Here is a 15387-nt window from a genome sequence, read left to right on the forward strand (position 1 = left end):
CGCGGGGGTTATGCCGGACCTATTGCCGACCGGTTCCGGGCATCGAAGGAAGCCGGTAAGGATCTCATCAGGTTCTGGGCGGGATAGTCGGTTCAGCCGGCGGTGCGGGGCGATTGCGTGCGGCGGGCTCGCGCCAGCACCTCCTCCTCCGTGAGGGCGTCGGCATGGCGGCTCAGACAGAGCGGGGTGGCGATTCTGCTGAAGCCGACACCGTCGGTGGCCGCGTAGAACTGCCCGGCTGGCATTCGCGAAATATCGTCGAGCTGGCTGCCTTTCGCACGCGCCACCTCCTGCGCAGCGTGCATGTGAGCGGGGGCGTTCAGGCGGCCGATAAATTGGGTGGCGGCATTGCCGGTGACCATGGGGTGCAATGCTTTCGGCGCCTGGGTGGCGAAGACCAATCCCAGGCCGTATTTGCGGGCTTGGGTGGCAAGGGTGAGGGTGCTGGCCGTGGAGGGCGTGACTCCGCGTGAAGGAGCGAAGGTTTGCGCTTCGTCGAGCACCAGCAACCCGCCGAGTGGGCGGTCGCCCGCCGGATTGCGTTTGACCCAGGCGAAGAGTGCCAGTTCCAGTTGGCTGACGAAGGTTTGACGCTGCGGTTCCGTGGCCAATCCGATGCAGCTGATCACCGAGACCCGGGCACGCTTGCCGCTGCTCGGAGTCAGCAGGGCGCCCGGGTCCAAGCGTGCGCCCGCACCACCGAAAACCGGATCGGTGATCATGGCGGCACGCAGTTGATCGGCCATCTCCGCGGCCAGTTTGGCCGCACTCCGCACGATGCTGATCCCTTCCGGCAGGTTCTCCAGCATGGTGACGAATTCGGCGAGATCGTTGCCGCCGCCACGGACGAAATCGGTGAGTGCTTCGGTGAGAACGGCCGTACCGGTGGAGACTTTGCGTCCGGTCAGTCCACTGCGAGGGAACAGACTCGCGACCGATGCGTCGATGGCGATCCGGAATTCGTCGGGATCATCGAGTACGCCGCTGAAGTCGGGAAGCGGATTCAATGCCAGCGGCCGGCCGGTCTCGCGACGAGGGGTCCAGATGACCACCTCGGTATCGGCGAAGAAGCGCTCGCTGCGTGTGTCATCCGCCGAATTCCAGCCCGGTGGTGGTGACTGCCATCGGTCACCCAGCTGGGCGAGATCATTGTTGGTATCGACGACGATCGACGAAACGCCTTGGAGGGCAACGGTTTCTATCAGACGCTTGAGAAACACGGTCTTTCCCGACCCGCTGCTGGCATAGAGGGCGGTGTGCTTGCGTAACTGTGCCAGCGAGATTCGGAAGGGCGAGCCGCCGCTTACTCCGCTGCCCAGTGAAATCGACTGCTCGGAATCTTCGGCCGGGGGATCGGACACCATGCTGTCGATCTGTGCGGAGCTGTCCGGTCCCGAACCGTCGGAGCGGCTGCCGAATTCTGCGTCGTAATCGCTTGGCTTCGCCGAGTTTTCGGGAGTGGCGCCGATCAGTTTGCCGAGCAGCTCGGATCGCCCGGCAGGCCGCCGGACTTCGAGCCAGTTGCCGAACTTGGGTGCCGTGTGCGCGTCGCTCAACATCGCCGCCAGCGCCGTGAAGGTGCGTAAGTCGTTCGCGGACAGTGGTATCGCTATGCCTTGTGCCGCCTCGAGTTCTGCCAGCGTGGTCTTGGTGACCGGGCCGTTCGAGAACGCGACATTGCGAAGTATGACCAAGCGCCGCTTGGTGCTTCCCGGCTCGATCTCGGCCTCCAGCCACGCCGAGCGAATCCGGGTGAGCACCGCGCGCGCGTTGCTGTGATTGATGGCGCGGAAGCTCCAGTGCTCCTCGTCCTCGGTGTCCTCGTCGAGGGTCCGGCGTAGCCGTCCATGTAGCGCCGTCGGCAGCTTGCTCGGCTGATCCACGGTGAGCACGGGCCCGCTGCCACTCTGTTCGAGGGCGAAGCATTGGAGCGCGGCGCCCAGCAAAACCGGCATGCGCTCGTCTTCCTGACCCGCGTCGAGCGGGCCGACCACATCGGCATCCGCGCGCAGCCGCTCGAATTCGGCGTCCCACGCGGCCAATTCCGCCGCGGACACGGTGGCGGTCGCCGGGCTCCGGTCCCGGAGCCGGTGCTCGAAGTGCTCGAGTTCGGTGGCGGTGTTCCGGGCCAGGCAGTCCCGGATGTGGCCCTCCACGAGCTGGAGCAGACGGCGCGGGGTGAAGTGCCCGACGTCCGGATCGTCGAAGGCGGTGGTCCGCACCGGCCAGGTCGGATACGGCGGTTCGAATCCCGCCTCCCCGTAGAGGCTGCCGAGGTGGCGCTCCACGATCGCGATGGCCACATTGGCGGACGGCAAGGCCGTGGAAAGTTCGAGTCTGGTGAATCGATCCACCGCCGAATTGACCGCGCGGGTGGCGATGAGATCCCACGACTTGGGGATGCAGGCGGCAACGATCAGGGTGCGGACGGTTTCCTCGCGCATTCGCATCAAACCGTCGGCCAAGCGATTCGCCAGATCGCCCTCGTCGCGCAGCCCGGATCGTGCTATGACGCTGTCGATCTGATCGACGGCCAGCACGATGGGCCCAGCCAGCGCGAACAACCTCGACAGGTCATTGAAGATCAACTGCGGATTCCGGTGGCGGACACGGAATCCCCACTCGGCGCGGTCGCCGGGCTCGATCCCGTCCTCGAACGTGAGGAAGCTATGCCCGATCTCGCGCTGATCGCGGCTGTTGGCCTGGAACAGGATCAGCGCACGCAGCGCATCCTGGCATTCGAACACGGTGTGCTCGTCGACGGTCATGACACGTTCCAGGAACTCGTCCAGGTCGGGTCGTCGCAATGGGATATTGCCGCGTAGTCGCATACGCAGTTCCGGGCCGCACCCGGCGCGCTCGATGAGCACATCGAGCATGCGGCCCAGCTGGCCGCCTTCGGAATCCAGCAGACGGGATACGATGCCGTGCACCGCACCCGTCCAGAACGACTGGCTGTCCAGGAGTTTCGGCATGAAGAAGAAGCCGCCTTCACCCTGGACGTAGTGCCGTAACCAGCCGAGCATATGCGTCTTGCCGACCCCTGCATCGCCGCTGAGCACCACGCCGGTGGGGGTGTTGCCCGGCCGGTTCTTGGCGCCCTGCACCGCGTGGGTGACCACTCGCACGGCGTTCGTGTGCAGTCCGTCGACGTGGTAGCGCATCGGGCTCCACACCTGGTCGGGGCCGAGCACACTGCTGAACTGCACAGCCGCGAGGGCCTGATACTGCTCTTCGTTCACCGTGACACCTCGATCATGAGCAGATGTCGTGGCGTGCCGCCCAGTACCAGTGCGGCCTCCCGATCCCGGTCGGTCAGCGTCTTCTGATCCGATTCCGCGCGGATATGGACGTTCTCCCGGCGGGCCAGCTCCTTGAGCGCGTGATCGACCTCCGCACGTGGCATTTCGCTCAGACGATCCCGGAGATCGGTCAGTCGCAGCGCGGTGCCACGGCCGCGCGTCAGTTCCGCGTAGGCGGCCTCGACTTGACCGGCCACGTCCGGCCGGAAGATTTCGGCGAGCGTGTGCCCGGTGTCGTCGAGATGTCGGCCGAGACCGGCCAGCACCGAGTACAGGGCGCCGCCCGCGCTACCGGATCGCGGCGGGCGTTCCGCTGCCAGCTCCGCCCGGCACCACAGTGCGCCGCGATCGGTGAGTTCGTGCACGTAGGCTCGGCGCACCAGGATGCTGGTAACCAGTTCGAGGTCGTTGAGGCGCCGGCGATTCCGGCCGTCGAGCCGAAGGCCTGCGATGGTGTACAGCTCGACATTGGTCAGCTCGCGCGCCTCTGCCATGAGGATGAAGAGAACGCAGCGTTCATTGAGCGTGAGCTGGTCGTCGGACATAGGGTCGTCTTGCCTTTCTCTGGATGTCAGATTCGGTGTTCCACGGTGAAGCTGTCCGGAGCGACGGTGATCTTGGCTCGTCGTCCCTTGAACGAAACGGTGCCCGCCGCGCGGATGCGATGTCCTTCGAGGTGCGCTGCCAGCGCTGTCGCGTAGTTCCGGCTGTCGCCGAGCGTGACCGTGACGGTGCGGGTCGGGGTGCGGTCGGCGCCGTCGGCCAGGAGCGTCCCGCGCACCTTCGCCTGCCAGCGAGCCCCGTCCGGGTCGTCGTGCAGCCCGACGATGGTTCCGGTGACCACACCCGCGGCCGAATAGTCGCGCTGCTGTTCGCTTCTACGTCCCAGGTATACGAGCCGCCCGCCGGCCCCGGCCGGGTATTCGATCGAGGTATCGGTGCGGGGTGCGGACCATGACCAGCGAAAGCCGAGCTCGAATCCGTGACCGTGATCGGGCCCGGCCAATCGGGCCAGCGCGGTGCATTCCGGCGCCGAGATCTCTTGTCGGGCAATGTTTTCCACGGCGATGGCATCGGCGGCGTCCAGTGCTTGCCTGAGCGTGGTGCAGGTCAGCTGCAAACGAGTCGCCGTCAGGCGGGCCAGAGATTCCGGATCGCCGGCTTCGATCGGGAGCGAAATCTCCAGCGCCGGAGCGTCATCACGCAGGGTCAGTGCCGCACGCTCGAGTAGTCGCTGGACCTGGCCGGGGACCGGCGTGCCACCGGCCGCGGTGGTCGCCCCGAGCGCGGTGTGCGCGGACGTCGCGATCAGGTCGTGTACGGCCACGATCGAATGGGTCATTGCGGCCGCGTTGCCGGGTATTCCGTCTGGCAGCCGCCGATAGGCGATGGTGTCGGCGGGTGCTGTCAGATCCCGCCAAACGGACTCGGGTGAACGATCCTCCGCGTCGGCGACGCAACGAGTGAGTTCCCGCAGCCGCGTCGTGAAGTCCGCGACCGTCGATGTCGGTGGCACCAGTACATCGAATTCCCGCAATGTCCATACGCTCGCGGTGCGCCATGTCCCGGTGGGGGACCATCCGCGTGCCCGCAGATAGCCGATCACCACTGCGATGTCGGGTGGAATGGTCATGGCGTCCCCCTATCCGGTGGGTAGCGCGGCGCTATCGACGACGAGCGCCCTAAGACTCGCGGCGGTGAGGATATTGCCGATCGGGACCTTCACCCGCACATGTCTTTTCCGGTCCGGTGCTGGCAGCGGCGTCTGATCCGCGAGCGACAGGTAGTACCCGATATGGCGCAGCAGCAGTCCCGCGGTGCGCAGGTCCGCGTAGTCGGTTGCGCTCGAGGGCACATGAATCAGGAAAAGATACCGCGGAACTGTGAAACCTGGTCCGGCCAATTTGTTGAACTGCACTTGGTCGAGATTGTCGAATGCGATCGTGCCCTGTCGCTCTCGAAGGGTTGCGACGGTCTTGACCTGGACATCGATGCGCGGTGAGAAGCCGCGGTCGGTGCGACCGGGTAGTTTCAGGCATAGGTCGACACCATCGAGGTCGACATCGTCCTGCATCCAGATGAGGCCCGCGGCGGACGCCAGCACGCGAACATAGTCGGCACCGAATTTTCCTTGATGATTTCGCGCGTCGAGCACGACCCCTCCCGACCGCATCAACTCCCACCACGACTGTCGGCCAACTTTAGGGTGGACGACTATGCGGCACACCGGTTTTGGGGAATTCGGCAGCGCGTCCGCTAGTTACCGTCCGGTATTCGGTGCGGTCGCTGCGGACCCGCGATGCTTCGGTTTCGCGGGCCCGCGCTGTTCGGTCGGGGTGGATCGAAGTCCGGAAATCAGACCGGCGTGATGGTCGCTTCGATGGTTTGGATCAAACCGTCTCGGACGACGAAGGTTTCGGTGATCTCGACCGTCGTGAGTTTGACGCCCGCGATGCCGGAGTCGAGTAGGTAGCGGGTGCTGACCAGGTCGCCGGATTCGGACATCTGGAGGTCGCGGATGGTTTGGATGACGCGGTATTGGATGCCGTGTTCGAGGTCGTAGGCGAGTTGGGGGCCCGAGTAGCCGGTTTTGAGGCCGGCTTCTACGCGGGTGGCGTCGGGGGCGAAGGGGACGGCGGAGGCGTCGTGGGTGACGAGGGCGTCGATGTAGGCGCGGGCGATGGCCGTGCGCGGGGTGTCCGCCGGGTTCGGCGCCGCGGAGGCGGAAGCCGAGCCGAGGCCGATCGCCGCGGCGGATGCTGCCGCGACGATTACGGCTTGTTCGATTCTCATGGGGTGCATGTTCTCGCGAACTGGACAGTCGCGCAGCGGAATCCGGCGGGCGGTGGTGCTGGGCGGGTCGGGGGTGGCGGTTGGCGCTACAGTTAGCGCCGCAGTTGGCGGGCTAGGCAGGGATTTACGGGTGTGACGGAACCTCTTCACGAGGCGCATGAGCGGGCCAGTTGGGCCGAGTTGTTCTTCGATCTGGTGCTGGTTTTCGCGGTGACGCAGGCGGCGCATCTGCCTATTTCGCATGAGGGGTGGGGGGCGGTCGGGCAGACCGTGCTGTTGCTCGCGGTCATGTGGTGGTCGTGGGTGGGGACCACGCTGGCGGTGCACGGGGTGGAGGATTCGAACAAGCAGCGGATATTCCTGTTCGCTTGCGGGTTGTGCATGTTCGCGATGGCTATTACGGCGGCGCATGCGTTCAGTGGGCATGGGCAGCCGTTGATTTTCGCGGTGGCGCATCTGGTGTTGCGGGTGCTGCTATGGGAGGAGATGCGGCGCAAGCGGGCGTTCTCGGAGGCCGGGACCTTCGCCAATTGGGTGAATCCGTTCACGGTGACGCTGGTGGCCGCGGTGCTGCTGGTGGTGGCCGCGGTGGCGCCGGAGGGCGCGGTGCGCAATTGGCTCTGGATTGTCGCGGTGCTCTTGGCTTTCGGCGGTCCGGCGGTGCTGGCGCCGCGGATGCGGAGCGTGCAGTTCGGGGCCTCGCACCTGCCGGAACGCTTCGCCACGTTCATCATCATCGCGCTCGGTGAGACGGTCGCGTCCGTCGGATCCGAAGCGGCGGCAGCGCATCTCGGCGTGCTGTCCTGGATCGCCATCGGTTTGATCTTCGTGCTCGGGTGCGGGCTGTGGTGGCTGTACTTCGCCTTCGGTTTCTCCGCCATCGAACATTCGCTGCGCACCAACCAGGTTCGCGGCGCGGTCGTCCGTGACGTGCTCAGCTACGGCCACATCCTGCTGGTAGTCGGCCTGGTCCTGGTCGCGGTCGGCGCGCGCAGCCTGGTCGAGCACCCGGCCGAAGTGCCGCACGGCGTCAACGGCTACCTGCTGCCGATGGGCGCGGCGCTGTTCGTCTCCGCGTTCTGCTACACCCGCTGGCGGATGTTCGGCGCGCCCACGGTCGGCCGGTTCACCGTGGCCGTGACGCTGGCCGCGCTCACCCTGATCGCGTTGCACCTCCCCGGTATCGCCACCCTCGCCATCGTGACCGCGCTGCTGATCGCCTTGAACGGCTACGAGCACTGGTCCGTCTCGACCGGCCGCCCGCTCCTGCTGGTCAAGGTTCCGGGCCGCGCCTGACCGCCGGCGAGCAGCCGAGTAGCGATTTCGGCCCGGCACCCCGATGCGCTACTGTCTGGGCCAGTACTCGGTCAAGTGGAAACGGGGGAATCGTGCCGAAGGGTCTGTCGTGCGTATCGGGTTGGGGTCGAGCGGGATTCGTGATTGCGCTGGCCGCAGCAGGCGTGCTGACGCCGGCCGGTGCGGTGGTGCACGGTGAGACCGTGAACTGCCCCGCCGCCGCGGTGCGCACCGTGATCGCGGCACCGGCGCCGCTCCTGGACTGGACCGAGAACGCCGGGTTCGACGCCACCGGTGCGCTCTGGGTATCGCGCCCGGGGCGGGGCGTGGTCGAGCGCTACGACGCCGCCGGGACCCTGACCGGGTCGGTGCCGGTCGAGCTTCCCGGCGCCGTGCGGCTCGGGCCGGACGGCCTGCTCTATGTCACCACCGGCAACTTCCCGACCAGTGCCCTGGTGGGCCGCGGCGGCGTGATCCGCTTCGATCCGGCCGCCGCGCAACCGATTCCGGAGACGGTGATTTCGGGGCTCGGCATGGCCAATGGCGCGGACTTCGACTCGCACGGGAATCTGTACGTGGGGGTGACCTATGCCGGACCGCTGCGGGTGCGCCCGGACGGCAGTGCCGATACCGCATGGACGGCGGCGGCGCGCGGCGCGCTGGGCTTGGACAATCTCGGTGTGGGCGGCCTCGCCGTGCACGGGGATTCGCTGTACGTGGCGCTGCTGCACAGCCCGACCGGGCGGATCATGCGGATTCCACTGGACGATCCGGGGCACCCGGTGGTGGCGGCGGACCTGTCGCCCGCGCTGTTCACCGCGCCCGCCCTGCCCGACGATCTGGCGGTCGGGCCCGATGGGCGGCTCTATGTCGGTACCGTGACCGGCCAGTTGGTACGCGTCGATCCTGAGACGCATCTGAGCTGCACGGTACTGACGGGCGAACCCGTTACGGCCGTGGTGGCTGTTCCCGGATCGCCGGATGAGCTGTATCTGACCTCCGAGGCAGGCGATCTGCGCCGGGTGCGGTTGCGCTGATCGGATTGCTGAGCGGCCCTGGTGTGCTTCGTGAGTTGCCCCGCGGACAACTCGGCAAGAGTCATACGTCCCGTGGCCCGATAGTGTGCTGGGCGACATTTACCGGCCGGTAAGTGAGATGCGCTATGAAAACGCATTCTTAGCTACCCTTCAGTAACACCTTTGCTGGACACTTGACTAGGGCGCTTGAGAAGCCTCCCACTCTGAACCCGGAGTGCCCTCGCAAGACAGCAAAGAAGTGGCTATGAAGTTGAAGAAGGCTGCCGCGACCTCGGCTTTGGTCATCGCGGCTCTCGGTATCACCGCCGGCACCGCTTACGCCGATCCGGCTCCCGCCGCTCCGTCGGCCCCCGGCGTCATCCCCTCGCTCCTCGACGGCATCAATCAGGGTGTCGGTCAGGTGCTGCCGAGCATTCACTGGAATGTGGCGCAGGAGGGCGACTCGGTCGTGGTCACCACCGATCATGGCTCGATGACCACCGACGACGGTCTGCTCCAGATCCGCGACGACGCGGGCACGGTGCTCGTCGGCTTCCCGCTCAACTACTCGCTCGGCGATCTCGAGTACCCGATCCAGGCCGGTGTGCAGGGTCTGCGCGCGGTGCTGACCCCGAGCACCAACCCGGCCGATGCCAAGCCGGCCTCGGACGCGTTCCGTCACGATGTGGTTCGTCAGGACGCCTTCGACGACGCGGTGTCCGCCGCGGCCACCCAGTTCGGCATCATCACCGCCATCGGCACCCTGGTCGGCACCATCGTCGGCGCGGGCGCGGGCTGCGTGCTCGGAATCATCGGCGGCGCGACCCTGAGCCTGCCGGTGTTCGAGGCCGCCGGTCTCGGCCCGATCCTGGGCTGCCTGGCCGGTGCGGGCATCGGCATCCCGCTCGGCGCCGCCGCCGGTCTGATCCTGACCGGTATTCCGGCCGCGATCATCGTCGGCATCGGTTTCGCGCAGCGGATCAACGCGCCCGAGAACCAGTAGTCGCGCGCATTCGCAAGGTCAAAGCCCGCTTCCGGTGGACGGAGCGGGCTTCTTGCTATCTAATGGCTACAGGGATTCGGTCTTGTTTCTGCAGGAAAACAGACTCCAAGAACATGAAATGTAACGAAATCATGCTTGATGAATCCTGATAGCCACGAATTGGCAACATTTTGGCAACAGGCGCTGACGACTCTATTCACGGGTGCTCGATGAGGACCTGCGATCCCCGCAGAGGACGCATCCGCTGAAGAAAGCGACGAGAAGTTATGCGTATCAAGAAGTTCGCCGCCACCTCGGCTCTGGTCATCGCGGCGCTGGGCGTCACCGCCGGCACCGTCAACGCGGCCCCGGCGCAGGCCGAAGCCACGGGCATCCACTGGAACACCGAGCTGGCCGGCAACTCCGTCATCGTCAAGACCGATATCGGCTCGCTCACCACCGAGGGCGACCAGCTGCAGGTGCGCGACGATGCCGGCACCATCGTCACCGCGTTCCCGCTGACCTTCGTCAAGAACGACGGCATGGCGGTTCCGGTCGCGGCGGCCATCGACGGCAATACCGCCACGCTGACCCCGAACCTGGATCCGTCGGCGCTGCGCCCGACCGGTCTGCTGCACGACGTGGTTCGTCAGGACGCCTTCGATGACGCCGTGTCCGCCGCCGCCACCCAGTTCGGCCTGGCCACCTCGGTCGGCACGCTGATCGGCACCGTCGTCGGCGCGGGCGCGGGCTGCGTGCTCGGTCTGATCGGTGGTGCGACCCTGAGCCTGCCGCTGCTGGAAGCCGCCGGATTCGGCCCGATCCTGGGTTGCCTGGCCGGTGCGGGCATCGGTATCCCGCTGGGCGCGGCCGCCGGTCTGATCCTGACCGGTATCCCCGCCGGTATCGCGGTCGGCATCGGGTTCTTCAACCGGATCAACCTGCCCGAGAACCAGTAGGGCACGGGCGAAAACAGCAATCGGGCCAGGTCATCGGAGGTGACCTGGCCCGATTTCTGTTGTCTCGGAGCTACATCCGCATCAGCGCGGCTTGCGCTGCAGGATGGAGTCGCGGATCAGGACGAACGCGAGGCCCGCCGCGAACAGGATCAGGAAGATGTAGCCGACATTGCCGGAACCCGAGGAGCTGCCCTGCTGGTTCTCGAAGAGCATGGCGAGCAGGATGACGACGACGACCCAGCCGGCCGCGCGGGCGGTACGACGGGATTCGCCGCTCCAGCCCCAAGCCGCGGAGGGAACCTCGGCGGTGTCGACCTTGGTGACGACGTCCGAGGGATGTGCGGCGTCCAGTTCCGACGAGGCCACTTTCGCTCCTTTATGGCTCGAATCCGATTGCTGGGTCATATCGTGACATACGACTCCACGTCGTAGCCAGCAGGGGCACGCCCAACTCTCGGGAGCTCTCAGGGGCAAGCCCCTGAAACCCCGAAGGAAGAGGGCAGCCCGAAACTCCCGGGTGGGGGAGTAGCGGTGGAACCGGAAGGGGAGGGCAGCCCGAAACTCTCGGTTGGGGAGTGGCGGGGAACCCGATGGCCGGGGCGGTCTGAAACCCCGGGCGGGGAAGTGGCGGGGAAACCCCGCTGGCACGAGTGGTGGGCCGCGCAGGAGAGAATGGGCTTGTGTCCGACGTTGTGAGAGTTCTGCTGCTGGGCAGCACCGGTTCCATTGGCACCCAGGCGCTCGAGGTGATCGCCGAGAATCCGGATCGGTTCGAAGTGGTCGGGCTGGCCGCGCGGGGCGGGAATACCGAACTGCTGGCGGCGCAGATCGCGGCTACCGGGACCGCGAACGTGGCGATCGCGGATGAGGCGGCTGCGGCGAAATTGGGTGTGGGGCTTGCGGGTCCGGGGGCGGCTACCGAACTGGTGCGGCGGACCGATGCGGATGTGGTGCTGAACGCGCTGGTGGGGTCGCTGGGGTTGGAGCCGACGCTCGCCACGCTGGAATCGGGGCGGCGACTTGCGCTGGCCAACAAGGAATCTCTGGTGGCGGGCGGGTCGCTGGTGACGCGGGCCGCCAAGCCGGGGCAGATCGTGCCGGTGGATTCGGAGCATTCGGCGCTGGCGCAGTGCCTGCGGGGCGGGCGGGCCGAAGAGGTCGACAAGCTGGTGCTGACGGCGTCCGGCGGGCCGTTCCGGGGGTGGACCGCGGAGATGCTGGAGTCGGTGAATCCGGCTGAGGCCAAGGCGCATCCGACCTGGTCGATGGGGCTGATGAACACGCTGAATTCGGCTTCGCTGGTGAACAAGGGCCTGGAGCTGATCGAGACGCATCTGCTGTTCGGGGTGCCCTACGACCGCATCGACGTGACCGTGCACCCGCAGTCCATCGTGCATTCGATGGTCACCTTCACCGACGGCTCCACCCTGGCCCAGGCCAGCCCGCCGGATATGAAACTGCCCATCGCGCTCGCGCTCGGCTGGCCCGATCGGGTGCCGGGCGCGGCGGCCGCCTGCGATTTCTCGACCGCCTCCACCTGGACCTTCGAACCGGTCGACAACGAGGTGTTCCCGGCGGTCGAGCTGGCCCGCCGGGCCGGTCAGGCGGGTGGTTGCGTGACCGCGGTCTACAACGCCGCCAATGAGATCGCGGTGCAGGCGTTTCTCGACGGGATCGTCAAGTTCCCGGATATCGTGCGCACCGTGACCCGGGTGGTGGAGTCAGCCGACCGCTGGACCGCCGAACCCGGTAGCTTGGACGAGGTGCTCGCGGCTGATGCGTGGGCGCGCGAGACCGCCGCCACGATCGTGCGCGGCTGATTCCAGGAGGGTTCGTAACCGGCATGGTGTACGCGATCGGCTTCATCCTGTTCGCCCTCGGCATCACGTTCTCGGTGGCCCTGCACGAATGCGGCCATATGTGGACGGCGCAGGCGACCGGCATGAAGGTGCGGCGTTACTTCATCGGCTTCGGCCCGAAGGTGTTCTCGTGGAAGCGTGGTGAGACCGAATACGGGTTGAAGGCGCTGCCGCTGGGCGGTTTCTGCGATATCGCGGGCATGACCGCGCTCGACGAACTCGAACCCGAGGAAGTCGATCGCGCCATGTACCGGCAGGCCACCTGGAAGCGCCTGCTGGTCATGTCCGGCGGCATCCTGATGAACTTCGTGCTCGGGTTCATCCTCATCATGATCCTGGCGGTGGCCTGGGGGCTGCCGCGTTTCGATCAGCCGCCGGAGACCCAGCTCAGCACCCCGACCTGCGTGTCGAACCAGGGCCCGGATCTGAAAGCGATCCCGTGTGAGGGTGAGGGCCCGGCGGCTAAGGCGGGCCTGAAGCGCGGCGATATCGTGACCGCCGTCAATGGCACCAAGATCACCACCTGGGCGCAGTTCCGCGAGCAGACCGAGAAGCAGACCGGTCCGTTCACCTACACCGTCGAACGCGACGGCAAGGTGCTCGATCCGATCACCGTCGTCCCGCAGCAGGCCACCGTCTACACCGAGAAGGACGGCAAGCCCAAGACCGTCTCCAAAGTCGGTGTCGGACACGACGTCTACGGCCCGGTGCAGTACAACGTGCTGGCCGCCATCCCGGCCTCGGCCGCCTTCACCGGCGATATCGCGGTCCGCACCGTGCAGGCCCTCGCGCAGATGCCGTCCAAGGTCGCCGACCTGTGGCACGCCATCACCGGCGGCGAACGCGATCCGGAGACCCCGGTGTCGGTCTACGGCGCCAGCCGGATCGGCGGCGAGACCGCCGAGCACGGCGCCTGGCCGGTGTTCATCCTGACCCTGGCCAGCCTGAACTTCTTCCTCGGCGCGTTCAACCTGCTGCCGCTGCTGCCCTTGGACGGCGGGCACATGGCGGTAGTGATCTACGAGAAGATCCGCAACACCCTGCGCGGGCGCAAGGGCCTGCCGGCGGGCCCGCCGGTCGACTACCTGAAGCTGTTGCCCGCCACCTACGTGGTGGTGGTGCTCGGCGGCGCGTACATGGTGCTGACCCTGGTCGCCGATATCGTCAACCCGGTCAAGCTCTTCCCCTGACCCACCGGATCCGGCAAACCGAACCGCGCCGACCGACAATGCGTGCCGCGTGAGCGCTCGGGCTCGCCGAGTGTCGGTGGCGCTCGGTAGTGTTCCGCATACGGGGCGTTGCTGAGCGCGGGTGGGGATTTCGGATCCAAAGTTCCTGGCGCGGTGGCGCTCTCACGGTCTCTGGCGTGAGAAGGAACGGTGTTTGCGTCGTGGAATTGACGCGGGGCGCGAACGCGCCGGTAGCGGCTTCGGCGGTATCGCTGGTGGTGGAGTGGAGTTCGGGCCGCGAGGTCGATCCACAGGCGCTGTTGCTGAACGGGACGGGGAAGATCCGGTCGAACGACGACTTCGTGTTCTTCAACGCGCCCCGGCATCCCTCCGGTGCGGTGGCGCTGGAGGAGGCGGGCGGCGGGCGGGCCACGATTCGCCTGGGGCTCAACGTGATCGAGCCCGGGGTGGACAAGGTCGTCATCACCGGGTCGATGGACGAGGGCTCGTTCCGGGACCTGCCCGGGCTGACCGTCTCGGTGCGCGATGGCGGCCGGGAACTGCTGCGCTATGTGGTGCAGCGGTCGGAAGCCGTGACGGCCATGGTGCTGGGCGAGTTCTACCGGCGCGGCGCGGAGTGGAAGTTCCGGGCCGTGGGCCAGGGCTGGGACAGCGGATTGCGTGGCCTGGCAGAGGAATTCGGCGTCGAGGTGGACGACGAGCCTGCCTCGCCCGCATCGACACCGGCTCCGCCGCCCGCACCTGCCCGGACTCCGGTCCCCGAACCGGCTCGGAGCCCGTCGTTTTCCGGAGCTCCCGCGCCGGCACCCGCTCCGCCGTCCGGAGCGCCCGTGCCCGTGCCCGATGTGACCTTGGGCGGCGCGCCGCGCTCGCCACACCTGGACCCGCCTGCGGCGTCAGCGCAGCCGGCCGGCTGGTATCCCGCGCCCGCCGATCCCAACCGCCTGCGCTGGTGGAGCGGGACCGGTTGGTCCGAGGACTATCGAAAGGCGTTCCCCGCCAACGATCCCGCTCATTGCGCGCGATGCGGCCGGCCGAAGAGCGTGCCGCGGTTCGGGGGCTACGGCGCGCCGCACGCTTGCCGCTGGTGTGAGAACGAGGTCGCCGAGCTGCTGGAGACGTGGCGGCAGCAGGCGTGGCAGGTGCTGGGCAGTACCGGTCCGGACGGTCCGCGCTGGGACGAACTGTGGGTCATGCTGCGGTTCCACATGATCAGCGAATCGACGGGGCGGGAAGCCTTGCAGCCCTTGGCGGTATCGCATCTGGAGCGGGTAGTGGCGTTCGCCTTCGCGGACGGTGAGATCGATCAGCAGGAGCTGGACAATTTCGAGCGCACGGTCGCCGCTCTGCGCGCCGCCACCGATCTGTCGCTCGCGAGCCAGCACATCGAGGGACTGCGCCAGCGCATGCTGCGCGGTCGCTCACTGACCCAGGTGAAGGTCGGCGAGCTGCCCCGGATCGAACGCGCGGACCTGCATCTGGAGGCCGACGAGCTGCTGTACGTGGACGTCAACTCGACTCAGATCAAGTACCTGGCCAGCGGGCCCAAGCACACCGGCGGCCGGCTCATCGGCAGCAGCAAGAAGCTGCGGTTCGTCGGCACCGGCGCGGGCACCGAGCTGACCTGGGCGAAGATCGTCTCGGTGCGCCACGAGTACGACACCGTGGTCATCTCCGCCACCACCGCGCGGGGCGGCGGCACCTATCGCGTGCCCGATGCCGAATACGTCGCGGCGGTGCTGGAGGGCGCGCTGCGGGTGGCCAAACGCCTGGTGCTCGCACCCGGCCAGCGCGATTCCCGGGCCATCCCGCAGGATGTGAAATCGCAGGTGTGGCAGCGCGACGGCGGCAAATGCACGGAGTGCGGCTCCAGCGAATACCTGGAGTTCGATCACATCATCCCGTGGAGCCGCGGTGGTGCGACCAGCGTCGACAATCTCCAGATCCTGTGCCGCCGTTGCAATCTGGCCAAGGGCGCGCGGATCTGAAC

At 67.0% G+C, this 15387-nt stretch carries 13 protein-coding genes; 7 read left to right on the forward strand and 6 right to left on the reverse strand.

The genetic code is table 11. The features are described from left to right. Window positions 1–92 precede the first annotated feature (92 nt). From LTV02_RS01650 to LTV02_RS01670, 5 genes are all read right to left on the reverse strand, one after another. Window positions 93–3242 carry a helicase HerA domain-containing protein gene (locus LTV02_RS01650; protein WP_233037372.1) on the reverse strand — a complete coding sequence of 1050 codons (3150 nt, stop codon included), beginning with the start codon at window positions 3240–3242 and terminating at the stop codon, window positions 93–95. Further along, complete coding sequence (locus LTV02_RS01655) at window positions 3239–3847, reverse strand: hypothetical protein (protein ID WP_233037374.1); 609 nt, start codon at window positions 3845–3847, stop codon at window positions 3239–3241. Before LTV02_RS01655 ends, LTV02_RS01650 begins: the two co-directional genes overlap by 4 nt. Before the next feature lie 26 nt (window positions 3848–3873). Next, entirely contained in the window at window positions 3874–4935 is a 1062-nt protein-coding gene (locus LTV02_RS01660; RefSeq protein WP_233037382.1) for a hypothetical protein, read from the reverse strand. A 9-nt stretch (window positions 4936–4944) separates the two neighbouring features. Continuing rightward, on the reverse strand, window positions 4945–5457 hold the full coding sequence (locus LTV02_RS01665) for a DUF4365 domain-containing protein (protein ID WP_233037389.1): 513 nt from the start codon (window positions 5455–5457) through the stop codon (window positions 4945–4947). Window positions 5458–5657: 200 nt separating this feature from the next. Further along, window positions 5658–6095, reverse strand: coding sequence for a hypothetical protein (locus tag LTV02_RS01670; RefSeq protein WP_233037391.1), 438 nt, complete (start codon window positions 6093–6095; stop codon window positions 5658–5660). A 132-nt stretch (window positions 6096–6227) separates the two neighbouring features. Between LTV02_RS01670 and LTV02_RS01675 the strand changes: the two genes are divergently transcribed. From LTV02_RS01675 to LTV02_RS01690, 4 genes are all read left to right on the forward strand, one after another. Next, entirely contained in the window at window positions 6228–7391 is a 1164-nt protein-coding gene (locus LTV02_RS01675; RefSeq protein ID WP_233037392.1) for a low temperature requirement protein A, read from the forward strand. 140 nt (window positions 7392–7531) lie between these two features. Continuing rightward, window positions 7532–8428: an SMP-30/gluconolactonase/LRE family protein gene (locus tag LTV02_RS01680; protein ID WP_233037394.1), complete on the forward strand. Its 897-nt coding sequence runs from the start codon at window positions 7532–7534 to the stop codon at window positions 8426–8428. A 244-nt stretch (window positions 8429–8672) separates the two neighbouring features. Then, the gene (locus tag LTV02_RS01685; RefSeq protein ID WP_233037396.1) at window positions 8673–9410 is read left to right on the forward strand and encodes a hypothetical protein; all 738 of its coding nucleotides are present in this window, start codon (window positions 8673–8675) and stop codon (window positions 9408–9410) included. Between the two features lie 266 nt (window positions 9411–9676). Beyond that, complete coding sequence (locus LTV02_RS01690) at window positions 9677–10348, forward strand: hypothetical protein (protein WP_233037398.1); 672 nt, start codon at window positions 9677–9679, stop codon at window positions 10346–10348. 81 nt (window positions 10349–10429) lie between these two features. On the opposite strand, the gene LTV02_RS01695 is transcribed toward LTV02_RS01690, so the two are convergent. Continuing rightward, window positions 10430–10714, reverse strand: a complete 285-nt coding sequence (locus LTV02_RS01695) for a DUF2631 domain-containing protein (protein WP_233037406.1) — start codon at window positions 10712–10714, stop codon at window positions 10430–10432. A 314-nt stretch (window positions 10715–11028) separates the two neighbouring features. Between LTV02_RS01695 and dxr the strand changes: the two genes are divergently transcribed. The 3 genes from dxr (at window position 11029) to LTV02_RS01710 (ending at window position 15385) form a co-directional block, all read left to right on the forward strand. After that, window positions 11029–12168 (forward strand): 1-deoxy-D-xylulose-5-phosphate reductoisomerase, encoded by a 1140-nt coding sequence (dxr, locus tag LTV02_RS01700; RefSeq protein ID WP_233037408.1) that lies wholly within the window; start codon window positions 11029–11031, stop codon window positions 12166–12168. 23 nt (window positions 12169–12191) lie between these two features. Next, window positions 12192–13397, forward strand: a complete 1206-nt coding sequence (locus LTV02_RS01705; protein WP_067711609.1) for a M50 family metallopeptidase — start codon at window positions 12192–12194, stop codon at window positions 13395–13397. Between the two features lie 200 nt (window positions 13398–13597). Next, entirely contained in the window at window positions 13598–15385 is a 1788-nt protein-coding gene (locus LTV02_RS01710; RefSeq protein WP_233037410.1) for a TerD family protein, read from the forward strand. Window positions 15386–15387: the final 2 nt, after the last annotated feature.

It is taken from the genome of Nocardia yamanashiensis (assembly GCF_021183565.1).
Lineage (GTDB): Bacteria > Actinomycetota > Actinomycetes > Mycobacteriales > Mycobacteriaceae > Nocardia > Nocardia yamanashiensis.